Source organism: Lapillicoccus sp., assembly GCF_025353065.1.
Lineage (GTDB): Bacteria > Actinomycetota > Actinomycetes > Actinomycetales > Dermatophilaceae > Lapillicoccus.
On sequence record NZ_JANXRJ010000123.1, the window covers coordinates 1 to 23,256 of the forward strand.

Annotated in this window: 22 protein-coding genes and 1 pseudogene; 16 read left to right on the top strand and 7 right to left on the bottom strand. The window is 69.7% G+C overall.

Going from position 1 to position 23,256, the window contains the following annotated elements; translation table 11 throughout:
* Together Q0R63_RS09755 and Q0R63_RS09760 are read left to right on the top strand one after the other, a co-directional pair.
* Positions 1–1,258 (top strand): bifunctional diguanylate cyclase/phosphodiesterase (locus tag Q0R63_RS09755; protein ID WP_295696808.1); only part of this gene is annotated, 1,258 nt, incomplete at its 5' end.
* A gap of 233 nt (positions 1,259–1,491) precedes the next feature.
* The gene (locus tag Q0R63_RS09760; protein ID WP_295696809.1) at positions 1,492–1,641 is read left to right on the top strand and encodes a hypothetical protein; all 150 of its coding nucleotides are present in this window, start codon (positions 1,492–1,494) and stop codon (positions 1,639–1,641) included.
* A 39-nt stretch (positions 1,642–1,680) separates the two neighbouring features.
* On the opposite strand, the gene Q0R63_RS09765 is transcribed toward Q0R63_RS09760, so the two are convergent.
* The 4 genes and pseudogenes from Q0R63_RS09765 to Q0R63_RS09775 form a co-directional block, all read right to left on the bottom strand.
* Positions 1,681–2,820 carry a hypothetical protein gene (locus tag Q0R63_RS09765; RefSeq protein ID WP_366521101.1) on the bottom strand — a complete coding sequence of 380 codons (1,140 nt, stop codon included), beginning with the start codon at positions 2,818–2,820 and terminating at the stop codon, positions 1,681–1,683.
* 258 nt (positions 2,821–3,078) lie between these two features.
* A pseudogene (locus tag Q0R63_RS24570) lies at positions 3,079–3,264 on the bottom strand (flavodoxin domain-containing protein); the annotation flags it as partial.
* Complete coding sequence (locus tag Q0R63_RS09770) at positions 3,183–4,871, bottom strand: cytochrome P450 (protein ID WP_366521099.1); 1,689 nt, start codon at positions 4,869–4,871, stop codon at positions 3,183–3,185. The gene Q0R63_RS09770 and the pseudogene Q0R63_RS24570, both read right to left, overlap by 82 nt.
* A 143-nt stretch (positions 4,872–5,014) precedes the next feature.
* Positions 5,015–5,479, bottom strand: a complete 465-nt coding sequence (locus Q0R63_RS09775) for a hypothetical protein (protein ID WP_295696813.1) — start codon at positions 5,477–5,479, stop codon at positions 5,015–5,017.
* Positions 5,480–5,881: 402 nt separating this feature from the next.
* On the opposite strand from Q0R63_RS09775, the gene Q0R63_RS09780 reads away from it, so the two are divergent.
* On the top strand, positions 5,882–6,061 hold the full coding sequence (locus Q0R63_RS09780) for a hypothetical protein (protein WP_295696815.1): 180 nt from the start codon (positions 5,882–5,884) through the stop codon (positions 6,059–6,061).
* A gap of 40 nt (positions 6,062–6,101) precedes the next feature.
* On the opposite strand, the gene sigK is transcribed toward Q0R63_RS09780, so the two are convergent.
* Positions 6,102–6,686: an ECF RNA polymerase sigma factor SigK gene (sigK, locus tag Q0R63_RS09785; RefSeq protein ID WP_295696817.1), complete on the bottom strand. Its 585-nt coding sequence runs from the start codon at positions 6,684–6,686 to the stop codon at positions 6,102–6,104.
* Between the two features lie 258 nt (positions 6,687–6,944).
* On the opposite strand from sigK, the gene Q0R63_RS09790 reads away from it, so the two are divergent.
* From Q0R63_RS09790 to Q0R63_RS09845, 12 genes are all read left to right on the top strand, one after another.
* On the top strand, positions 6,945–7,400 hold the full coding sequence (locus Q0R63_RS09790; RefSeq protein ID WP_295696819.1) for a MarR family transcriptional regulator: 456 nt from the start codon (positions 6,945–6,947) through the stop codon (positions 7,398–7,400).
* An 86-nt stretch (positions 7,401–7,486) separates the two neighbouring features.
* Positions 7,487–7,807 (top strand): ANTAR domain-containing protein, encoded by a 321-nt coding sequence (locus Q0R63_RS09795; protein ID WP_295696820.1) that lies wholly within the window; start codon positions 7,487–7,489, stop codon positions 7,805–7,807.
* A 68-nt stretch (positions 7,808–7,875) separates the two neighbouring features.
* Positions 7,876–8,886, top strand: a complete 1,011-nt coding sequence (locus Q0R63_RS09800; protein ID WP_295696821.1) for a LacI family DNA-binding transcriptional regulator — start codon at positions 7,876–7,878, stop codon at positions 8,884–8,886.
* 102 nt (positions 8,887–8,988) lie between these two features.
* Positions 8,989–10,104 (top strand): glycoside hydrolase family 172 protein, encoded by a 1,116-nt coding sequence (locus tag Q0R63_RS09805; protein ID WP_295696823.1) that lies wholly within the window; start codon positions 8,989–8,991, stop codon positions 10,102–10,104.
* Positions 10,105–10,131: 27 nt separating this feature from the next.
* The gene (locus Q0R63_RS09810) at positions 10,132–12,540 is read left to right on the top strand and encodes a GH116 family glycosyl-hydrolase (RefSeq protein WP_295696825.1); all 2,409 of its coding nucleotides are present in this window, start codon (positions 10,132–10,134) and stop codon (positions 12,538–12,540) included.
* A gap of 71 nt (positions 12,541–12,611) precedes the next feature.
* Entirely contained in the window at positions 12,612–14,135 is a 1,524-nt protein-coding gene (locus Q0R63_RS09815) for an FGGY family carbohydrate kinase (protein ID WP_295696826.1), read from the top strand.
* A complete protein-coding gene (locus Q0R63_RS09820; RefSeq protein ID WP_295696827.1) occupies positions 14,132–15,766 on the top strand; it encodes a fucose isomerase in 1,635 nt (544 codons plus the stop codon). The genes Q0R63_RS09815 and Q0R63_RS09820 overlap by 4 nt, the downstream gene beginning before the upstream one ends.
* A gap of 2 nt (positions 15,767–15,768) precedes the next feature.
* On the top strand, positions 15,769–16,935 hold the full coding sequence (locus Q0R63_RS09825; protein ID WP_295696828.1) for a DUF4185 domain-containing protein: 1,167 nt from the start codon (positions 15,769–15,771) through the stop codon (positions 16,933–16,935).
* 72 nt (positions 16,936–17,007) lie between these two features.
* Positions 17,008–18,342: an extracellular solute-binding protein gene (locus tag Q0R63_RS09830; protein ID WP_295696830.1), complete on the top strand. Its 1,335-nt coding sequence runs from the start codon at positions 17,008–17,010 to the stop codon at positions 18,340–18,342.
* Between the two features lie 59 nt (positions 18,343–18,401).
* Positions 18,402–19,394, top strand: a complete 993-nt coding sequence (locus Q0R63_RS09835; protein WP_295696832.1) for a sugar ABC transporter permease — start codon at positions 18,402–18,404, stop codon at positions 19,392–19,394.
* 22 nt (positions 19,395–19,416) lie between these two features.
* Positions 19,417–20,244 carry a carbohydrate ABC transporter permease gene (locus Q0R63_RS09840; RefSeq protein WP_295696834.1) on the top strand — a complete coding sequence of 276 codons (828 nt, stop codon included), beginning with the start codon at positions 19,417–19,419 and terminating at the stop codon, positions 20,242–20,244.
* Positions 20,245–20,333: 89 nt separating this feature from the next.
* Positions 20,334–21,449 (top strand): DUF4185 domain-containing protein, encoded by a 1,116-nt coding sequence (locus Q0R63_RS09845; protein ID WP_295696836.1) that lies wholly within the window; start codon positions 20,334–20,336, stop codon positions 21,447–21,449.
* Between the two features lie 32 nt (positions 21,450–21,481).
* On the opposite strand, the gene Q0R63_RS09850 is transcribed toward Q0R63_RS09845, so the two are convergent.
* The gene (locus Q0R63_RS09850; protein WP_295696838.1) at positions 21,482–22,417 is read right to left on the bottom strand and encodes a cation diffusion facilitator family transporter; all 936 of its coding nucleotides are present in this window, start codon (positions 22,415–22,417) and stop codon (positions 21,482–21,484) included.
* Positions 22,414–22,695, bottom strand: coding sequence for a metal-sensitive transcriptional regulator (locus Q0R63_RS09855; RefSeq protein WP_295696840.1), 282 nt, complete (start codon positions 22,693–22,695; stop codon positions 22,414–22,416). Before Q0R63_RS09855 ends, Q0R63_RS09850 begins: the two co-directional genes overlap by 4 nt.
* A gap of 148 nt (positions 22,696–22,843) precedes the next feature.
* Here Q0R63_RS09855 and Q0R63_RS09860 point away from each other — a divergent pair, with 148 nt between their 5' ends.
* A complete protein-coding gene (locus tag Q0R63_RS09860) occupies positions 22,844–23,149 on the top strand; it encodes a hypothetical protein (protein WP_295696842.1) in 306 nt (101 codons plus the stop codon).
* Positions 23,150–23,256 lie beyond the last annotated feature (107 nt).

The following is a 23,256-nucleotide window of genomic DNA, read 5'->3' on the forward strand; positions in this document are numbered from 1 at the left end:
GTTCAAGCGGGTCAACGACACCGCCGGCCACGCCGCCGGTGACGCGGTCCTCGTCGAGACGACGCGGCGGATGCGCGCGGTCCTGCGCGAGCAGGACACCGTCGCGCGGGTCGGCGGCGACGAGTTCGTCGTCGTCGTCGAGCCCTGGCAGCGAACGCCCGGCAACGGACCGACCGACGCGCCCTTCGACGACCGCGCGCTCGCGGTCGAGCTGGCCGAGCGCCTGGCGGAGGCGCTCCGGCAGCCCGTCGAGGTCGACGGGGTCGAGCACGTCGTGACGGCGAGCATCGGCATCACCTACGCCGGCACCGTCGCGGTGGCCGCCGAGGACGTGCTGCGCGACGCCGACGCCGCGATGTACCACGCCAAGCACGCCGGCAAGGACCGCTTCGAGGTCTTCGAGGACGGGCTGCGCGTCGACCTGGCCGAGCGGGGGCGCGTGGAGCAGCTCCTGCGCCGGGCTGTCTCACCCACCGTGGTGCCTGCACCCCGCGGGACTCCTACGCTGGCCGCGGCATACCAGGCGGTCGTGGACGCGGCGACCGGTAACCTGGTCGGCTTCGAGGCGCTGGCCCGACTGTCCGACGGCGAGGGGGGGACCATCCCCCCCGACGTGTTCATCCCGGTCGCCGAGAGCACGGCCCTGATCCGCCCGCTGGGCATCTTCATGCTCGACCAGGCCTGCCGACAGCTGGCCGAGTGGCGTCGGACGTTCCCCGGCATGGCGCACGTCACGATGGCCGTCAACGTCTCAGCGCTGCAGGCTCAGCACGCAAGTCTGCTGGACGACGTCCGCGGCACCGTGCGGGCCCATGGGCTCACGGGCTCGGACCTCGTCCTGGAGCTGACGGAGTCCTCGCTGCTGCAGGCGGCGCACTCCACCCTCTCCGCCCTTCAGGCCCTGCGCGACGACGGCGTCGGCATCGCCATCGACGACTTCGGCACCGGCTACGCCAGCCTGCGCTACCTCACGACGTTGCCCGTGTCCGCGGTCAAGGTGGACCGCTCCTTCACCGCCGGACTCCCCCACGACCAGACCTGTCAGACCATCGTGCGCGCCGTCATCGGCCTCGCTGCCGAGCTCAACCTCTCTTGCATCGTCGAGGGCGTCGAGACGGAGGAGCAGCGGGAAGCCCTCCCCGCCGGCGTGCAGCTCCAGGGCTGGCTCACCGGCAGACCCACCTTGGAGCCTGACATCGCCGCACTGCTCGTCGGCACGATCAGTGCTCGGCCGTATCCGGTGTTCATGGTGCGATGACCCGGGCCACTGCGCCAAGTAAGGAGACCCGGCTCAGCCGCTGCCCCTGACGTCAGATTCCCCGGATCTCCGCTGTGCTATACCGTCTTCCGGCCGATACCGACGAAATGACCCGCCCGCGCTCGAAGCTCAGGATGCCCGGACACAACCGATGCATCCTGCTGTCGTCACCCCGGAGCACCGAGGAAGCGGTGCTTCCTCTCTCCCTCGAGACGACCATGCCACTCCTGGGCGTGGTCACGGCTGGATGCATCCTCGTGGGGTTCGTCTCGCTATCGACGTGGCTGGGCCGCAAGGATGGCGACTACCTCATGCAGTGGGGGCCCAGGACGCTCCAGGTCGAGAGCGTGGCCGCCGAGCACGGGCCGGAGGAACGTACCTGACCCACTTGACTCCGAGTCGAGCAGGCAGCTCTCGACCGGTCAGGCGTAGACGTCCGCGACGTAGCGGCTGTGCTCCCGCTGCATCTCGATCATCCACGCATCGGCCCGCTCGGCCGTCGCGCCGGTCGCCTCGATGTAGATGCGGGTGCAGGTGTCGTAGACCGCCGGGGCCATCCGCTGACCGTCCCCGCAGACGAAGAAGATCGCCCCGGCACGGACGAGGTCGATCACCTCGGCGCGGTCGGCCCACAGCCGGTCCTGGACGAACGTCACGCCGTCGGCGGGGGTGACGGAGAACGCCGGCCGCACCGCGACGAGGCCCTGCTCCGCCCACTCGTCGAGCTCGTCGCGGTAGAGGAAGTCGACGTCGGGCTGGTCGCAGCCAAAGAACAGCAGGGCCGGCGCCGGAGTGACTCCCTGCTCCTGGGCCGCCAGCGCGCGGTCCTGCAGGAAGCCGCGGAACGGCGCGATCCCGGTGCCCGCGCACACCATCACGACCGGCGTGGCGAGCGACTGCGGCGGGTGGAACGCGACGTTCGACGGTCGCACGGTCACCGCGACCTTCGTCCCCGGACGCGCGCGGGCGAGATAGGTCGAGGCCGCGCCCTCGTAGGTGCCGGAGCCCGACAGCGCCGGAGCGGTCAGCACCGAGACGGTGAGGGTGACGTGGTCGGTGCTCCACCTCGGCGAGGAGGAGATCGAGTACTGACGGGGGGTCAGGGGGGTGAGCATCTGCAGGAAGGTCCCGAACGCCAATTGGCATGCGGGATAACGCTCGAGGAGGTCGAGCACCGTGATCCGCGGGGTCAGGATCTCGTCGGTGTATGCCGCGGGGTCACCGGCGAGGGCGGCCAGGGCCGCCTTGTCGGGCGGGCACACCGTGGCGTCGGCGAGCAGCTCGAGCTGCTTGCGGGTGGCGGGCAGGGACAGCTCGACGTAACTGGCCAGCAGCTCGCCCGCGGTCACCGGCGTGTCGGTGGGCAGGAACGTGTGGCCGCCCTCGCTGATGCGGATCACGGTCTGGGCGTCGTACGCGAGGTCGAACCGGCTGAGGGCGCGATCCACGGCCAGCGTCGGGTTGAGCGGCAGGACCGCGAGATAGTCCCCCGTCTCGTAGGTCATGCCGTCGGGGAGGGCGATCTCCAGGTGACGCTTGGACCGGGCGCCCGAGGCGTCCATGTCCACCAGCTCACGGTTGGCCACGACCGCGCCCAGCTGCAGGTGGTTCTGGCGCAGGATCGGGTCCCGGGTCGCCCCGACGAACTCGACCTCGAGCAGCGGGGTCGGCGCCGGGACCTCGTCGTCCTGGCCCAGCGCGGTGGTGACCGGTCCCCAGAACCCGGAGTACCAGTCGTCGAAGTCGCCGAAGAAGTCGCCGCGGGCGTTGGCCGCACCGCGGTCGACCAGGCGGGTGGCCCCGGCGCGGGCGAGGTGCTCGTCGATCGCGGTGGGGACGGCCTGGTAGGTGCGGGCCCAGTCCGTGTTGCCGCAGCCGAACACGGCATACCGCACTCCCTCGAGCGCGCCCTCGGGCAGCTCGCTCACCCAGGCGAGGAACTGGCGGGCGTTGTCCGGCGGCTTCCCCTCGTAGGAGGAGCAGACCACGATGACGGCGCCGTCGGTCGGGAGGGGACCCGCCGTGCTGTCGAGGGTGTCGACGCTGGGGGTGTAGCCGCGCTGCTTCGCGTCTTGGCGATCCGCTCGGCGAAGGCCTGCGAGGTGCCCGCGTTGGAGCCGAAAAGCACGCGGAGGGGGATCCCGTTCGCGGCGGCCGCTGCGACCTGCCGACCGCCGGACTGCTTGGCGGCTTCGGGCGCCGAGACGATCGTGGTGTCGCGGCGTCGCGCTCTCATGTAGAGCTCGTCCGGCTTGATCGTCAGGGTCTGCTTGATCTTCAGCTGGTAGTCCGGGTCGACGGGGCTGAGATCGAAGCGCTGCAACAGCATCGCGAGGAACACGACCGCCTCCTGCAGGGCGAACCCACGCCCGATGCACGACCGCTGACCGTTACCGAAGGGCTTCCAGGCGTTGGGCGGCAGCGCCTGGGCGCGGTCGAAGGCGAACCGGTCGGGGTCGAACGAGTCGGCGTCATCGCCCCATACGGCAGGGTCGCGGTGCAGCGCCGGTATGACGACGAGGAGCGCCTGCCCGGCGTCGATGGCGAAGCGGCCACCGATGACGGTGTCCTCGTAGGGCGTCAAGGAGAAGGCGGGCGCGGTGGGCCACAGCCGCAGGGACTCCTTGAGGACCTGGTCGAGGTAGGTCAGGTCGGCGAGGTCGGAGAACTGGGGGGCGCGCTCGCCGAGCACCTCGTCGACGTGCGCGCGGGCCTTGGCCAGCAGCTCGGGGTGACGCAGCAGCTCGTAGAGCGTGAAGGTCAGCAGCCCGCTGGTGGTCTCGTGCCCAGCGATCAGGAAGGTCACCATCTGGTAGCGGAGGTTCTCGTCCGAGAGTCGTTCTCCGGTCTGGGGATCGGTGGCCGTGAGCATCGTGTCGAGGATGTCGTGCTGACCCTCGGGCAGCGGGTGGCGTCGGCGGTCGGCGATCAGCTGGTCGGCGACGTCGTACATCACCCGCTTGTCTTCGTCGTACTGGTGACGCGTCTTCAGCATCAGCCGGGTCTGCAGCGGCAGCCGCTGCCCGCGCGCCCTGGACTCGATCAGGGTGCGGGTCATCGAGCCGACGAAGGGGTGGGTCTGCTCGGAGTACATGCTGTTGAAGCGATAGGAGAACGAGCACAGGGCGATCGTGTCCAGGGTCAGCCGCGTCGCGTCGCCGCCGATGTCGATGGAGTGCTCGGGGCCCTGTCGCTCCCACTTCAACAGCAGCTGGTCGGCGATGTCGATCATCCCGTCGAACATCCCGTGCAGGGCTGCCGGTCCGAAGGCGGGCATCAGGATCCGGTGTGCCGCGCCCCAGTTCGGCTCGTCGGTGTCGGCCGTGAACAGCCCGTCACCGGCGAAGTCGCGCACCTGCAGGAGCGCGCGGTTCAGCTTCTTGTCGAACCGGGTCTCGTCGCACAGCTCGTTGACCAGCTCCTGGGAGGTGACGATCAGCAGGTTGTTGCCGAGGACCTCCAGCCGGAAGAGGGGGCCGTACTCCTTCGCCAGCTCCGCGAGCCCGAACACGCCCTTGTCCTGGTCGACGTCATTGAGGTTGCCCACGATGGGTCGCGGCTTGGGCTGGGGAATCGGTTGCAGGACGGGGAGTGGGCATGTGCGTACCTTCATCGGGGAGCCGGGACCAGCAGTATCGGGTAACAGGCTAGGTCGGCCACCTGAGGTCGGCGCGAGCAGGGTCGCGCCACACCGTCCCGATGGGCACACCCCCACCGAGCTCCTCCCCCTCACGAACGGGTAGCGGTGCCCGGGCTCTAGACGGCGGAGTCTGCGACGACCGCCTTGGCCCGGGTGACACCGACCAGGCTGACGACCATCAGAACGGCTTCGACGACGAGGCTGATGAGGCCGAGCGGCTCGGTCCAGTTGCCCCGGTCGTCGGCGTAGTCGGGCAGGCCCGGGCCACGCGACAGGCAGTAGCCGACGATCGGCACGAGCCCGGCGAGGAAGGCGACCGCCCAGACCATGACCGAGTTTCGGGTCCGGGGGGCGAGCAGGAGGACGGCGACGATGACGGCGGAGATCTCGAGCAGGTAGTAGCCGATGCCGATGTCGCCCGGGTCCTTCGACCCGGGGACACCACCCTGGTCGATGAGGTGGATCGCGGCCACGCCCAGGCAGAGCACCGCTGCGATGGCGGCCAGGACGATGGGGACGTTCAGGGTTCGCGAGCTGGCGAGACCGGGGGGGGCCATGGTGCGGTCGGGACGCGAGGACATCGTGGTACTCCTTCGGTGGGGGAAAGGTGCACTCACAACCGTGTCTCCGGTTTCTTGGAGGGATCTGGGAAACGGGCTTTTCGCCCGGTTCTTGACCGAGTCCAGACGAAATCCCGGCGAAGGGCGGGATGAATCGTGAATGTCGGCGGGACCTTCGGCACCTGACACGGGTGGCGGCCGGGCACACGATGGGGTCATCGGCCGTCCACCAGCAGCGAGACCCGCGCTGGACCGGTCCGCGTGACGCTCCTGGCCAGTTGAGGTGCGACGCAGGACTCTCTGAGACAACCCCAAGATGCCCGGCGCATGCTCTGGTCCAGGAGGGAAACGCGTCGTCCACGCGCTCCTCCCCCTCCGCTCCGACCCGGAAGCGAAGGGGCACCACCCGTGAAGGGAACTGTCATGACATCCACCGGCAGGCGCGGCGCGGCAGTTCGCGCCTGGATCCTCCGCAACATCGTGGCCGACGATCCCCATCCCGTCCCGAGCGCCCTCGACGTCCTGGACCATGCGAACCCACCGAAGCCACTGACCACCCAGGCCACTGCGGCCGAAAGTGCGGCGAGCGGCACGAGGGGCTGAGCCGAGTGGCCGACCGCGAGCAGGGCGACGATCCCGAGGACTAGGCGTGCGCCGGACCCAGCGACTCGCGCAGGTGGATCAGGGCGTTGCGGATCCTCGTTCTGGAGGTGCCGAGCGGGATCTGCAGGATGTGCGCAACCTCGGTATGCGTATGGCCACCGAAGTAGGCCAGCTCGAGCGCACGCCGCTGGACCGGGGTCAGCACGGCCAACGAGGTCCGCACCCGCGCCGCCTGCAACGACCCGGGCGACGCCTCCGCGATGACGTCGGCCTCGAACCCCGAGCCGAGCTCCCGGTCCCGGGCGTCGCGCCGGCCGGACGCCTCGGGCGACCGGACCCGGTCCACGGCCCTGCGGTGCGCGATCGTCAGCATCCAGCCCAGAGCGCCACCGGAGGCTGCGTCGAATCCCCCTGCGGTGCGCCAGATCTCGAGGAACGCCTCCTGCGTCACCTCCTCGGCCTGGCCGCGGTCACGCACCACCCGCAGGACCAGCCCGAACACCCGTGACGCGTAGGCGTCGTAGAGCCTCGAGAAGGCGTCCCGGTCACCGCTCGAGACCTGAAGGAGAAGCTCTGCCGCCTGGGAGGACCCGGACAGCTGGTCGGGCGAGGGCGTCGGGATCACAACGACACGTCCTTCAGGATCGCGATGGTGACCCGGTGGTGGGTCGTGGTCGGGCAGGCCACACGGTAGATCCTATTTATCCATAATCGTCCGTTTATTACGATTTCTTGGTCGTCCTGAGACACAACCGCAAGAAACCCGGCTGCCATCCGTGTCGCGGCCCCGTCGTCCGCGAGGAAGCCGTTGACGAGCGAAACCACTACTTGACGAAATGGATCACGCATGAGTAATTTGATGGTGACTGGAAAGAGGCTCCTCGTGAATCGAGTGGCACGACTAAGGCTGGACGACCAGCTCTGCTTCTCAATGTATGCCGCCTCGAACGCCATCGTCCGGGCCTACCGGCCGTTGCTCGGCAAGATCGGGCTCACCTACCCGCAGTACCTCGTGATGATGGTGCTCTGGGAGGAGGACGGCCAGTCGGTGCGCGACATCGCCGATCGGCTGCTGCTGCCCCCTCATGCCCTCAGTCCGCTCCTCGAGCGGATGAGCACAGCGGGCCTGCTCACCCGCGATCGGGACCCGCACGACGGGCGGGTCGTCCGCATCCACCTGACCAGGGCCGGGACCCGGCTGCACGACGCTGCCTCGCGGGTCCAGGCCTCCGTCGCCTGTCAGACCCAGTTGTCGCCGGACGCCTTGGCCGGCATGCGCGACCAGCTCCAGGAGTTCGTGATGGTCATGGAGCAGCGGCCCGATCTCGTGCCGGGCTGAGCCGGTGCCCAGATCGGCGAGCGAGCGTTTACCGCGCACTTCGTGCCGCGGCCGCATAGCAAACCCCGAGCCAAGGGAGTGAGTCGATGGAGTCCGCACAATGGGGCCCACGATCCATCAGCGTGGACGACGACCTCCTGCTGACGCTGGAGCGCCTCGACGAGCAGGTGCGCAGCCTCCAGGCGGCACTGCTGTCCAACCGGCGCATCGGGGTCGCGGTCGGGATCGTGATGAACGAGCTGCGGATCACCGAGTCGGCGGCCTTCGAGGCGCTCCGACGCTTCAGCATGGACAGCAACCGCAAGCTGCGCGACGTCGCTGAGGACGTCATCGACACCGGTGAGCTGCCCGATGACCTTCGGCGGAGGGTCCTCGAGCCCATACCCCTGCGTCCGGCAGGTCGGTAGCCGAGGAGGCCACCGGCGTGCCGGACCCCAGGCTAGTGAAATCGATTACCAGCCCCTAGGGTTCGGTGATGGTCAAGATCAAGGACGTCGCCCGCCTGGCCGGCGTTTCCTCGGCCACGGTGTCCCGCGTCCTCAACGGCGTCTCGACCGTGGACGCCGACATGGCAGAGCAGGTGCGCGCGGCGGCCAAGAGCCTCGACTACCGCGCCAACGGGGTGGCTCGCAGCCTGCGCCTGCAGCGCACCGACGTCTGGGCGCTGATCATCTCCGACATCGGCAACCCCTTCTTCACCGCGGTCGCCCGTGGAGTGGAGGACGTCGCACAGCGCGAGGGCTTCTCCGTGGTGCTCTGCAACACCGACGAGAACTCCGACAAGGAGGCGCGCTACATCGACGTCGCCGAGCGGGAGCAGGTCGCCGGCGTCATCATGTCGCCCAACATGTTCGGCAGCGACATCTCGCGCCTGACGTCGGCGGGCATCCCGGTGGTGGCGATCGACCGGCCGCTGCGGGAGCCGGTCGACTCCGTCCTGGTCAGCTCGGGTGACGGCGCCCGCGACGCGGTGCTCCACCTGTTCGAGCAGGGCTGGACGCGACCGGCGTGCGTCACCGGCCCCGCCCAGGCCGACACCGCGGAGCAGCGGCTGGCGGGCTACCGCGAGGCGTTCGCCCGGACAGGTCGGCGCCCGGCCAGGTCGTTGGTGCGCCACGGCGACTACCGCGCCGAGGCGGCGCAGTCCGCGGTGGCGTCCCTGCTCGACTCTCCCCACCCCCCGGACTCCTTCTTCGTCGCCAACTCCTCGATGGCCCTCGGGGCGCTGGCGGAGTTCACCCGCCGCCGCCTGGTGCCCGGCAAGGACGTCGGCCTCGTCGCCTTCGACGATGCGCCGTGGGCCAAGTTCGTCAGTCCCCCGCTGTCCGTCGTGGTCCAGCCCACCTACGACATCGGGGTCCGTGCCGGTGAGCTCCTCCTCGAGCGGGTGCGCCGGCTCACCGATGCCAAGCCGCGGATCGTGATGCTGTCGACGGAGCTCGTCGTGCGCGAGAGCTCCCTGAGACGAGGTCGGCGACGGTCTTGACGCTACGGCGACCCGAACCGTAGGTTGGGACGAGAAATCGATTCCCCACGCATGGGCTCGTCGCTGTCACACCTCGCGCAGTCATACCAAGGAGCTCTCCGTATGCCGCTCGTCCCGCCCGCCGACATCTCGACGCTGCGTCGCGTCCGGACCCGCTCGATCTCCCCGGAGAACTTCGACGGAGCCAAGGGCGGCGGCGGACGGGCCACCGAGGGCACCGGCGCGAGCTGTGCCGTCGACCTCGGCCCGGGCTGGAAGATCTCCCCCAGCGTGGACATCGCCGCGGGCGCGACCTTCGACATGGCCACCATCGAGGGCGCGGGCCGGATCACCCACATCTGGCTGACGACCCACCGCAGCAACTGGCGCTCCCTCGTGCTGCGCGCCTACTGGGACGGCGCGAGCGAGCCCGCCATCGAGGTGCCCGTCGGGGACTTCTTCGCCAACGGCTGGGGCACGTTCGCCCAGGTGTCGTCGTCGATGATCGCCGCCAACCCGCACGGCGGCTTCAACTCCTACTGGCCGCTGCCGTTCCGCACCGGAGCCCGGCTGACGATCGAGAACCTCTCGGACGCCGTCACGACGGTCTACTACCAAGTCACCTACGAGACCGGCATCGACCCGGCAGACCTCGGCGACGCGGGCTACTTCCACGCCCAGTTCCGCCGGTCCAACCCGCTGCCCGACCGCGAGACCCACCCGCTCCTCCTCGACGTGCAGGGCCGCGGTCACTACGTCGGGACCTACATGGCCTGGGGCGTCAACAGCCCCGGCTGGTGGGGCGAGGGGGAGATCAAGTTCTACCTCGACGGCGACCTGCGCCAGAGCGACGGAGCGTTCCCGACGATCGCGGGCACCGGCACCGAGGACTACTTCGGCGGCGCGTGGAACTTCGACGTGCCCGACCAGGGCTACACCGAGTACTCGACGCCCTACCTCGGTATGCCGCAGGTGCTGCGACCCGACGGTCTCTACCACTCGCAGCAGCGTTTCGGTCTCTACCGGTGGCACGTCCTCGACCCCATCCACTTCGAGGAGGACCTGACCGTCGACATCCAGGCGCTCGGCTGGCGGTCCGGCCACCGCTACAACCTGCTGCACGACGACATCGCCTCGACCGCCCTGTTCTACCTCGACCGGCCGACCACCACGAGGCCGCCCTTCCCCGACCGGGACGCGCTCGAGCTGGCCGGCGAACCGATGGACCCGCTCACCTGATGATCGACTGGCCGGTCGTCCGGCGGTATGACGGTGAGTCGCTGCGCCGCATCGCCATGCCCGTGGGGGGCATCGGCCCTCAGCATCAGTCTCGGCGGCCGGGGTCAACTCATGGACTGGGAGCTGTTCAACCGGCCGGCGAAGGGCTTCGACCCGCAGTCCTTCTTCAGCATCCGCGTCGACGGTGCGCAGGGCACCGAAACCCGCGTGCTCGAGGGGCCCCTCGACACCATCGACTACGAGGGCCACCTCGGGAGCCCGGTCCCGGTCCACGGACTGCCGCGCTTCCGCACTGCCGGCTTCGCGGCGGCATACCCCTTCGGGCAGGTGACCCTCACCGACCCGGACCTTCCCGTCGTCGTGACCGTCGGGGCCTTCAACCCGCTCGTCCCCGGCGACCCCGAGGCCAGCGGCCTGCCGGCGCTCGTCTACCGGGTGCGGGTCGAGAACACCTCGACCGCCCCCCTCGCCGTCGACCTCGCCGGCAACCTCCTCGCGGTCGTCGGGCACGTCCCCCACGCGGACCTCCCGGAGGGCAACCGCTTCGAGCGCGTCGACGACGAGGGGCTCTGCCTGCTGGTCGGTCGCTCGACGCGGGTCGCCGACGACGCCGAGGCCTGGGGTAGCCCCGCCCTCGCGGTCCTCGACCACCTGGTCAGCAGCTCCCGACTGACCTGGGCCCGGCGCACCTGGGGTGACTCGCTGCTCGACTACTGGGACGACTTCGGTGCGGACGGGCAGCTCGACGAGCCGCACGTCGCGGCCCGCGTCCCGACCGGGTCCCTGGTCGTCCACGACGAGCTGGCGCCGGGCGAGAGCGCCGAGGTCACCTTCGTCATCGCCTGGCACTTCCCGAACCGGCGCGGCTGGAGCCACTCCTTCCGGGGTCCACCCGACTTCGGCCACAGGGACGACATCGTCGGCAACCACTACGCGCGCCTGTTCACCGACGCCGAGGGAGTCGTGCGGCACCTTGCCCGCCGGCTCGACGACTACGAGTCCCGCACCATCGCCTACGTCGAGACCGTCACCACCTCCGACCTGCCACGCGACGTGCAGGACGCGGTCCTGTCCAACGTCGCCGTCCTCAAGTCGACCACCTGCTTCCGCATCGCGGACGGCACGTTCCTGGCGTGGGAGGGCAGCAACCAGGACCACGGCAGCTGCCACGGCAGCTGCACCCACGTGTGGAACTACCAGTACGCCCTCGAGCAGCTCTTCCCCGACCTCGCCTGGAGCATGCGGGAGGTGGAGCTCCTGCACTCGCTGGACGTCCGCGGACTGATGAGCTTCCGGGCCGGGCTCCCGCTGGCGACCGAGGGCACCGGGTGGCGGATCGCCGCGGCCGACGGGCAGATGGGCGCCCTCGTGAGGCTGCACCGCACCTGGGTGCTGTCCGGGGGGGACGCGCAGCTCCGTCGGCTGTGGCCGCAGGCCCGCCGCGCGATGGAGTTCGCGTGGATCGTGGGCGGATGGGACGCCGACCAGGACGGCGTGATGGAGAGGTGCCAGCACAACACGATGGACGTCGAGCTCTTCGGCCCCAGCGGGGTCAACCAGTCGTGGTACCTCGCGGCCCTGGCCGCCTGCGCCGACATGGCGGAGTCCGTCGGCGACACCAGCTTCGCGCAGCGGTGCGCCGACCTCGGGCGACGGGGTGCGGCCACGACGGACGCGGAGCTCTTCAACGGCAGTTATTACCAGCAGACCGTCCTGCCGCCGGTGTCGGTCGAAGCGATCGCCGATGGCCTACGAATCCGTTACGCGGACAACGACGCCGACATGGGCTCGGACGACGTCACCGACCCCGACTTCCAGATCGGCCCGGGCTGCACGACCGACCAGCTGGCCGGACACGTCATGGGCCTGCTCGGCGGGCTCGTCGACGGGCTCGATGCCCGCCACGTGCGCACCGCGATGCGGTCCGTCGTCAGCCACAACCACCGCGACGGGTTCCACACCCACGTCAACCACCTGCGCAGCTATGCGCTGGGGTCGGAGCGGGGGCTGGTCAATTGCACCTATCCGCGTGGTGGCCGTCCGCTGCGTCCGCTCCCCTACTGCCACGAGGTCTGGACCGGCTTCGAGTACACCGCCGCCGTCGGGCTCGCCGCCCTCGGCGAGCACGAGGTGGCCGGCCGGATCGTCACCGACGTCAGGGACCGCCACGACGGACGCAGTCGCAACCCCTTCAACGAGGTGGAGTGCGGCAACCACTACGTCCGGTCGATGGCATCCTTCGGGCTCGCCCACGCCTGGAGCCGCGCCGTCGTCGACGCCGGCCGCGGCGTGGTCGTCGTCGATCCCGTGCCCGGCCGGTGGCCGGTCATCGCCGGGGGGCGGCTCGGCCACGTCGAGGTCTCGGAGTCCGCCGCCGGTCCCGTCGCGCGTTACCACCGCCTGCTCGGGAATGCGCTCAAGGTCGAGATCCGCTGATGCCACCACGGCAGAACACGTTCTGGTCTCGATCATTGACTCAGAAATCGATTTCTGATTCCCCTACGGACATGCGCAACGTTGCGACTCTGGGGGTCGATGTCGGCACCTCGAGCACCAAGGGCGTCCTTGTCGACCTCAGCGGTCGGGTGCTCCGTCAGGCGACCCGCGCCCACGCGCCCGCCCGCCCCCGGCCCGGCTGGGTCGAGTTGGACGGCGATCTCTGGTGGGCCGAGCTGGTCTCGATCTGCCAGGAACTGTTGGCCGGCGAGCACCCTCCGATCGCCGCGGTCGGCGTCAGCGGGATGGGTCCGTGCGTCCTGCTCGCCGACGAGGACGACGTCCCCGTCCGCCCCGCGATCCTCTACGGCGTGGACACCCGGGCGTCTGCCCAGATCGAGCGCCTCACCGCTGAGCTCGGAGCCGACGAGATCGCCCGACGCACGGGCGCCCCCCTGTCCAGCCAGTCCGCGGGCGCCAAGATCGCCTGGGTCGCCGAGACCGAGCCCGCCGCCTGGGCCCGGGCCGCCCGGCTGTTCATGCCGAGCTCGTGGCTCGTGCGCCACCTCACGGGCGCCTACGTGCTCGACCACCACTCCGCGAGCCAGTGCGCCCCGCTCTACGACCTCGCCGACCAGGACTGGTATGCCGCGTGGGCACCCGCCGTCGCACCGGGCCTCGAGCTGCCGCCCCTGCGCTGGGCCAACGAGGTGGCGGGCACCGTCACCGCGGTCGCTGCTGCGGTGACCGGCCTGCCCGTCGGCATCCCCGTCATCACCGGCACGATCGACGCCTGGGCCGAGGCGATCAGCGTCGACGCCCACGGGATCGGTGACCTCCTGCTGATGTACGGCACGACGATGTTCCTCGTCAACACCGTCGACGCGCAGGTCACCGAACCCTCCCTGTGGTCGCCGGTCGGGGCCTACGAGGGGACCCGCAGCCTGGCCGGGGGGATGGCGACGACCGGGGCGGTCACCACCTGGCTGCGCGACCTCGTCGGGTCGCCCGACCACCAGCGCCTCGTCGACGCGGCGGGCCGGGTCCCGGCCGGCGCCGACGGCCTGGTGATGCTGCCCTACTTCGCGGGCGAGCGGACGCCGCTGCTCGATCCCGACGCCCGGGGCGTCATCGCCGGTCTCGCCCTGACCCATACGGCGGCCGACCTCTATCGCGCGGCCCTGGAGGCCACGGGCTTCGGCGTGCGCCACAACGTCGAGACCATGCTCGCGGCGGGGGCCAAGATCAGCCGCGTCGTCGCCGGCGGCGGCGGCGTCCAGGGCTCGCTGTGGCCGCAGATCGTCTCCGACATCACCGGTCTCGAGCAGGTCATCCCCACGCAGACCATCGGCGCCTCCTACGGCGCGGCATACCTCGCTGCGCAGTCGGTCGCCGACGTCGCCATCGGCGACTGGAACCCCCCGCGCGAGGTGCTGGTGCCCGACCCGCGCCCCCGCGACACCTACGACGAGCTCTACCGGCTCTACCGCGAGCTCTACCGCGGGACGGCCGACGTCGTCCACTCGCTCGCACGGCTGCAGCAGCAGGCGGCCACGCCGCCCACCACCCCCCGCACCCCAGGAGCCAGCAGATGACCACCTACACCTTGCCCGTGGCGAGCACGCGTCCCGCCACCGAGACGGGGGTCGTCTACCTCGTCGCCAGCGGTGACCTCCGTCCTATGGCCAACCTCACCCGCTGGCCGACGCAGCAGCAGCTCGAGGCCGACCTCGGCGCCGCCGTCGCGAGCCACGGGTGGCGCGTCCACCGGGCCCACGACGAGGACGCCGACAAGGGTCACGGGTTCATCGACAGCCAGCGGGCCGGCATCGAGGTCTTCAAGCGCATCCCCCTCGACGCGCCGCTCATCGTCGCGGAGGGCGTGTGGCAGTACAGCCACCACGTGCTCGCCGGGCTGCGTTCGCACCGGGGCCCGATCCTCGTCGTCGCCAACTGGAGCGGCGAGTTCCCCGGCCTGGTGGGCCTGCTCAACCTCGCCGGGAGCATGACCAAGGCCGGCATCGACTACTCGGTGCTGTGGAGCAAGGACTTCACCGACCAGTGGGCCGTCGACGGTCTCAAGGCCTGGCTCGTCGATGGCACGATCGTCCACGACCAGAGCCACGTGCGCGACCTGACGCCGCTGCCGGAGTCCGCCGAGCGGGAGCTGGGGACCGCGCTGGCCACGCAGCTCCGCACCGACAAGGCCGTCCTCGGGGTGTTCGACGAGGGCTGCATGGGGATGTACAACGCGATCTTCGACGACGAGCTGATCAACCCGCTCGGCATCTACAAGGAGCGCCTCTCGCAGAGCGCGCTGGTCGCCGAGATGCTCACGGTGACCGACGACGAGGCGCAGGCCGTCTACGCGTGGCTGAAGGACGCCGGGCTGACCTTCCACCTCGGGACCGACGAGGCCACCGAGCTCACCGAGGCGCAGCTCATCAGCCAGTTCCGAATGTATGTCGCCGCCCTGCGCATCGCCGACGACTTCGGACTCGACGGGATCGGCATCCAGTACCAGCAGGGCCTCAAGGACACCGTCCCGGCCAGCGACCTCGCGGAGGGCCTGCTCAACAACGTCGAGCGGCCGCCGGTCCGCAGCCGCGACGGCTCCCGCGAGCTGTATGCCGGCGCCCCCCTCCCCCACTTCAACGAGGTCGACTGGGGCGTCGCGGTGGACTCCCTCGCCACCAACCGGATCTGGACCGCGATGGGCCTCGACCCGGCGACCACCCTGCACGACATCCGCTGGGGCGAGGACTACGACGGCACCTTCGTCTGGGTCTTCGAGATCTCCGGATCGGTCCCTGCCTCGCACAACGGCGGCTACGACAAGTCGTGGAGCATGCGGCAGCCCCCGATGTTCTTCCCGCTGGGCGGCGGCACCCTGAGCGGGGTGTCCAAGCCGGGCGAGATCGTCTGGTCACGGGTCTTCATCATGGACGGCCGGCTGCACCTCGACATCGGCCGCGCCTCCGTCGTCGAGCTGCCCCCGGAGGAGACCCGGCGCCGCCTCGATGCGACCAACCCGCAGTGGCCGATCATGCACGCCGTCCTCCACGGGGTCGCCCGCGACCAGTTCATGGCGCGCCACAAGGCCAACCACCTCAACGTCGCGTATGCCCCCGACGGCGGGACGGCCGACCGGGCCCTCGTCGCCAAGGCGGCGTTCTTCGCCGAGCTCGGTGTCGTGGTCCACCTCTGCGGCGAGGTCTCGGTCTAGGTATGCCGTTCCTGCACAGGGAGACTCGCGCATCGACGAGGTGGCCCGGGTTCACCAGGAGGACGATCCTGGTCGCCACCCTGACCGGCATCGTGGCGACGGTGGCCGCCTGCTCCACCACCCGCCCGGCCGCGTCACCCCGGCTCCGCGTCGCCGACCTGCCCTTCCTCCTCACGGGTCTGTCCGGGGTCCGACAGGTCGCCCAGCTGACCGGACCCACGTCGATCAACCGCACCGGCACGGTCGAGGTCGCCGGCCAGGACCTCGGGTCGATGTTCGACGCCGACGGCAAGACGTGGTTCGTCTTCGGTGACACGTTCGGGCAGCGCGCCGCCGACCAGACCGGGGGCGGCGGCACCGAATGGCGTTCCAACGCCATCGCGTTCGCCTCCGACCAGGACCCGTCCGACGGCATCACCTTCGACGGTTACATCACCGACAGCACCGGCTGGGCCAAGGAGCTGATCCCGGCCAAGCAGGTCGACGGCGACGAGATGACGATCATCCCGACCTACGGCTTCGCCGCCGGCGGGGCGATGTATCTCGCGTTCATGTCCGTGAAGCACTGGGGTGACCCCGGGGAGTGGGAGGCGAACTACGCGGGTCTGGCGAAGTCGACCGACGGCGGGCACACGTGGACACCGCAGGCCGCGCCGCGTTGGTCCGGGGACAGCGGCTTCGTCCAGGTCAGCGTGACCGGCATCGACGGCGACCTCTGGTTCTGGGGTGTCACCCACGGCCGCTTCGGCGGCGTGAAGCTGATGAGGGTGCCGGAGGGCGACGTCGAGTCGCAGGCGGCATACCTCTATTTCGCCGGTGTCGAAGCCGGCGAACCGACGTGGAGCCACGACCCGAGCCAGGCCGTGACCATCGTCGAGGGGACCGTCGGCGAGCTCTCCGTCGTGTGGAACGACCACCTCGGTCGGTGGCTGATGACCTCGACGGACGGCGCCGCCGCCAGCGCCGTCATCCGCGAGGGGATCGCCCCGTGGGGCCCCTGGAGCCCACCGATCACCCTGCTCGCCCAGAGCGACCTGCCCGGCGTCTACGCGCCCTACCTCCACCCCAGATACGTCGCCGACGGCGGCCGCACCGTCTACTTCACCGTCTCGCAGTGGGGTCCCTACAACGTGTTCTGGTATCGGGCCGACCTCGTCTCGGCGTCCTGACACCTCCGCTGTATCCAGCAGCATCCCGTCCACCACCCACCCACCGAACCACCAAGCAAAGGGAGCAGGACCATGCGTCACCGCAGACTCACGATCCTCGCCGCGGCCATCGTCGCAGCATCACTCGGCACCGCAGGGTGCAGCTCGTCCGGCGGCGCCGCCACCAACGCCAACGGCACCGTGATCGTCACCTTCTGGCAGCAGAAGTTCGAGGACTACCAGCAGAAGTGGTTCAAGGAGAACGTCGACAAGTTCAACGCGTCGCAGACCAAGGTCAAGGTCAACTACCTCGTCGTCCCCGCCGACACCTGGGCCCAGAAGCTCAAGGCCGCCCAGGCCGCCGGGACGCAGCCGGACGTCGCGACGACCAACTACGGCGGGATCGGCTCCGGCGTCGCCAGCGGCCAGTTCGCCGCCCTCGACGGCCTGATGCCGCCCGCCGCGTTCACCGACGTCAAGGACAACGTCAAGAGCTTCGTCACGATCAAGGACAAGCACTACGCCTACCCCATGCTCGTCGAGCCGTCGACGGTGCTGTACTACCGCACCGACCTCGCCAAGGCCGCCGGGCTCGACCCGACCAACCCGCCGAAGACGTGGGACGACCTCGTCACCTGGGCGACCAAGCTCACGGCCGGCAAGGTCAAGGGCATGACGATCGCCTCGGTCGCCGCCGACCTCGGCTGGTCGAGCTGGGGTCTGCAGTACAACGCCTGCGGCAGGCTGCCGCTCTCGACGGACTGGTCGAAGGCGCAGGCCACCGACCCCTGCTACACCAAGCTCTTCACCCTCTACCAGACCCTCTTCCAGAAGGGCCTCATGCCGACCACACCCAAGGTGGGGTATGCCGACGCCTCCCCCTACGGTCAGGGTGAGGTCGCGATGATGGCCGACGGCAGCTGGGCCATCGGCCAGCTGAAGACGAGCTTCCCGGCGATGATCGCCAAGACGGCCGTGGCCCCGTTCCCGTCCATCGACGGCGACCCGTCGAGGACGACGGCGACGCTCGGTGGCTGGTCGCTCACCGTCGACTCCAAGTCCAAGGCCAAGCAGCAGGCCGCCGATTTCATCTCCTACCTGCTCGCGGGCGACCCGGCGACGATGGCGGGCTTCTTCAAGCTGAGCGGGTTCTCGAAGTTCACCGTGCGCACCTCGGTGGACCAGGCCCTGTCCACCGACAAGGACGCCACCTCCGACCCCTTCATGAAGATCGTCGCCGACAAGATCGTCCCGAACGGGAAGGCGGAGCCGTCCTATCCCTTCGACGTCTCGCTCGCCTTCGGCACGGCCATCGAGTCCGCCATGAAGGGCAAGGCGGACGTCGCCACGGCCCAGCAGTCGGCGAACACCGCCATCGACCGCGTCATCCAGCAGCAGCACCTCGCCGGCACCAACGCCGGCAGCTGACCACCCTGGGGTGGGCGCCCGGGGACGGGCGCTTACCCCCCACCCGACGAGGAGGACCCGTGTCCGCCACCGACACCACACCCGTCACCCTGCCGACGGCCGCGCCGGCCGTCCCCCCGCCTGCCGGGCGGGCCCGACGACGGGGGGCCAAGGACCCGAAGCAGACGACCGCGCGCCACCTGCGGTCGAACCGCACGGCATACCTGATGATCGCGCCGATGGTGATCCTGCTGGCCATCTTCGTCATCTGGCCGCTGGGCTACGCGTTCTACCTCAGCCTGTTCGAGATCTCGTTCTACCAGGACGCCAAGTTCGTCGGGCTGCAGTTCTACACCTACGTGCTCACCGATCCGAGCTTCTGGCACTCCCTCGGCGTCGGGCTGCGCTACGCCCTCATGGTCGTCCCGACCATCCTCGTCCTCGCCCTCCTGCTGGCCAGCTTCATCAAGACGCTGTCGAAGCGGGCCGCCGCGATCATGAAGACGACGATCTACGTGCCCGCCGTCGTCTCCAGCGTCCTCACATCGGTGATCTTCCTCTTCATCTACCAGGACGAGGGCGTCGCGAACTGGTTCGTCGGGCTCGTCCACGCCAGACCCATCGCCTGGCTCAACACCGACGCCACGGCGCTCCCGTCGATCGCCGTGCCCGGTGTCTGGCTCGGCTTCGGCGTCTCGACGCTGATCATGCTCGCCGGCATCCTCGACATCCCCGAGAGCTACTACGAGTCGGCGCTGCTCGACGGGGCGAACTTCCGGCAGCGCACGTGGTACATCACCATCCCCGGGCTGAAGAACGTCCTGCTCTACCTGCTCGTGACGGGCTTCACCCTCGCCCTGCAGGAGTTCCAGCTCCCGCTCATCATGACCGGCGGTGGCCCCGTGGACGCGACCAACACCCCGAACCTCTACATCTTCAACAGCTTTCGCGACGCCACGCCCTTCGCCACCAGCTACTCGCTCACCGCGTCGCTCCTGCTGTTCCTCGTCCTGGGCGCCATCTCCCTGGTGATCTTCAGGGCCGTCAGCTCCCAGAAGTCAGCGGACAGCTGATGGCACCGATCGGAGACCTCTCGTGAACCACACCCGCAGCGTTCCCACCCGCGTCGTCTCGGCCGTCCTCGCCCTGCTCATCGCGGTCGCCGCGCTCTTCCCGCTCGCCTGGATGGCCATCTCCGGCTTCAAGGGCAAGACCGAGGTGCTGCGCAGCCCGTTCCAGTTCTTCCCCGACGTGTGGCAGCTCCAGAACTACACCGACATCCTCCACGACCCGGCGTTCGTCCGGGCGATGACGATCACCTTCCTCGGCGCCCTCGTCTTCACCGTGCTGAGCCTCGCCGTCAACTCCTGTGCTGCGTATGCGTTCGCGCGCCTGGACTTCGGGCTGAAGGGCCTGTGGTGGGTCTTCTGCATCATGCCGATGTTCGTGCCCATGACGGCCATCCTGCTGACGTCGTTCGTCGTCGTCACCAAGCTCGGGATGCTCGACACCCTGGCCGTGCTCATCATCCCGGGGCTCGCCTCGAGCGCGCAGATGTTCTTCCTGGGGCAGTTCTACCTCAACATCCCGCTGGCCGTGGAAGAGGCCGCCCTCATCGACGGCGCCAGCCGCTGGCAGATCTTCGTGCGGATCTTCCTCCCGCAGTCGCAGGGTCCCTTCGTCGTCGTGGGAATCGGCTCGTTCCTCGCCTACTGGAACGCCTACGTCTGGCCGATCCTCGTCATCCAGAACCCCGACCTGACGCAGATCATGCAGTATCTCGGCAGCTTCCGGTCCGACCGCGGCAACGAGTGGGGCCTGCTCATGGCCGGCTCGACCCTGGCGGCGCTGCCCACCGTCGTCCTCGTGCTGATCTTCCAGCGCTACATCGTCAACGGGGTCCGCATCTCCGGGATGAAGTGACCTCTCGGGTCGCGGCGGGACACCGTCGTGGTTACAGTCGTCAGTAATCGATTTCCCACATTGGACGTCACCACCGAAGGAGCAGCTCGATGACTGCAGGAGCAGACGGACCGGACCTCCACCCCGCACTGGTCTCCCGGCGAACACTGTTGCGGGGGAGGGCTGCTGCGGCCGGCGTGGTCGCCGGAGGCGCCCTCCTCACTGGTCAGGGCGCGATGGCCTGTGCCGCGGCAGGACCGGTGGCGACGAAGGTCAAGAACCTCGTCGGCACCCAGACCCCGGTGCAGTTCGGTATCGGCGCCACCGACCTCGGCATCCCCGCCCGCTGCCCGGACGGACGCACGCTCTGGGTCTTCGGCGACACCTTCGCCGGGGCGACGGTGGGCAGCGGCAACTGGCGCTCGCCCGTCGCGCTCTACTCCACCACCAGCAACCTCGCCTCGGGCGTGACCTTCAACGGCGCCGTGGGCGGCGCCACTGCGGCGCAGCTCTGGCCCTACACCCACGGCACCGACACCCAGACCGTCATCCCGTCCGACGTCATCACCATCGGCGGGACGATGTACCTCCAGGCCATCGTCAACGGGCCGTCCTTCGGCGCCGTCCGCCGGACCGAGATCTGGAAGTCCGTCGACTCGGGCGCGACCTGGGTGCTCACCGCCGCGCAGTTCCCGGGCGACAAGGACGGCGGCCTCTTCCAGCTCCTCAGCTGGGGGCTCGGCAACGACGGCTACGTCTACATCTACTCGACCGGTTTCCAGCGGAACGCGGGCTTCATCCTCCACCGGGTGGCCCAGGGGTCGATCGAGGACCCCGCGGCATACGAGCCCTGGGGGTGGAACGGCCGGGCGTGGCAGTGGAACGCCGCTGCCGCCTCGGTCATCCTCGACGGGAAGTTCGGCGAGCTCTGCCTGCGACCGATCGGCGGCAAGTGGGTCCTGACGTGGTTCGACGCCGGCAACTACCGCATCGACGCGATGGTGCTCAACACCCCGACGGACAACCTCGTCACCGCACCGAGGACGACGCTGATCTTCGGCGGGTCCTGGGGCGCCGAGGACAACACCCACGTGGCCCAGCTCTACGGCGGCTACCTCCTGCCGGGGTCCAGCCTCTCGGACCTCCACCTGTCGGTGAGCCAGTGGAACACCTCGACCAACGACGTCTACCACTCGATGCAGTTCCGGGTGCGCGGCCTCGCCTGACGCTGCGGTTCCGCTTGCGTCCGACGCGGGGCTCAGGCGTGACTCGTCGCCTCGTGCTGCGTGTGGCTGTCGGGCTCGAGCTGGAAGGTGGAGTGCTCGATGGTCACCTCGAAGTGCTCGGCGACGCAGGCCTGAAGCTGGTCGAGCATCTGGGGGGCGTGCCCGTCGAGGAAGCAGGAGTCCTCGACCACGACGTGGGCACTGAGCACCGGCAGCCCGGAGCTGATCTGACTGGCGTGCAGGTCGTGGACCGCGGTGACGTGGTCGAGGGCGAGCAGGTGCTCGCGCACCGACTGCAGGTCCAGCCCCCGGGGCGTGCCCTCGAGGAGCACCTCGACGGTCTCCCGCAGCAGCTTCAGGGTCCGCGGGATGATGAGCAGACCGATGAGGATCGACACCACGGCGTCCGCCCGCTGCCAACCGGTGAGGGCGATGACGAGGGCGGCCACGAGGACGGCGACGGAGCCGAGGGCGTCGTTGGCCACCTCGAGCAGGGCGGCCCGCATGTTGAGGTTGCCCGACCGGGCCCGGAGCAGGACCGCCATGGAGACGAGGTTGCCGACGAGGCCGACGGCGCCGAAGACCACCATGGCGCCAGAGGCGACCACTGGCGGCTCGACCAGCCGACGGACCCCCTCGACGAGCACGAACCCCCCGACCGCCAGCAGGATCGCGGCCTGCAGGGTCGCCGCGAGCACCTCGGAGCGGGCGTATCCCCAGGTGCGCCGGAGGGTGGCCGGCCGGAGCGCGAGGTTGGCCGCGATCAGGGCGATGAGCAGGCCGGCCGCGTCCGTGAGCATGTGGCCGGCGTCGGCCAGGAGCGCCAGGCTGCCCGAGACGACCGCGCCCACCACCTCGACGACCAGGATCAGCGTGGTGATGGAGAGCACGACCACGAGGCGGCGCCGGTGGTCGCCGGACGCAGGGGTATGTGAGTGTCCGCTCGCGCCGTGGGTGTGGCCGCTCACGAGCGGACGAGGCGGGCGATGGCGTCCGAGGCTTCCTTGACCTTGGCCTCGGCCACGTCGCCACCCTCGCGGGCGGCGTCGACCACGCAGTGCGACAGGTGGTCGTCGAGGAGGGCCAGCGCCACGGCCTGCAGCGCCTTGGTGGCCGCCGAGACCTGAGTCAGCACGTCGATGCAGTAGGTGTCCTGCTCGACCATGCGCTCGAGGCCCCGGACCTGGCCCTCGATCCGGCGCAGCCGCTTCAGCACGTCCTGCTTGTTGTCCTCGTAACCGACCACGGCGTGGTGTCCCTTCTCGGATGGGGTACCCCGCGGGCACTTACTGATCTTATACCCCCCAGGGGTTTGTTCAGAGCCGTCCACCACCTCGCCGGCCTCGCAGTGCTCCGACGGATGGCGTTGTGCCCGGCTGCTACGTTGCTCCTCCATGGACCTGACGCCGACCCTGTCGTCGCTCCTGGCCCAGGTCATCCCGGTGTTCATCCTGGCCCTGACCATCTCGCACGCCATCAACCGTGGGCCCCTGTGGTCGTTGCTCACCGTGACGTGGGTCCTGGTCGCACTGGTCGTCGGTGAGGTGGCAGCCCTGGTCGGCCCCTCCCTCTCAGCGGGGACAGCCGCATCGTGGTTGGCGGGGGTCGCCCTGTTCGCCGGCCTCCTCGGGGTGCTCGGGACCGCCATCGAGATCTGGCTGATCCTGCGCCGGCGCGACCATGAGCTGGGGAGACCGTGAGTCCACGGTCGGGTCACGGGAGGCGGCGGCACTTGACGCCGAGTCAAGTGGACGAGACGCGGTCCGCGTGAGGCTCGAACCCCATCGGAGCACAAGGAGATCGACAC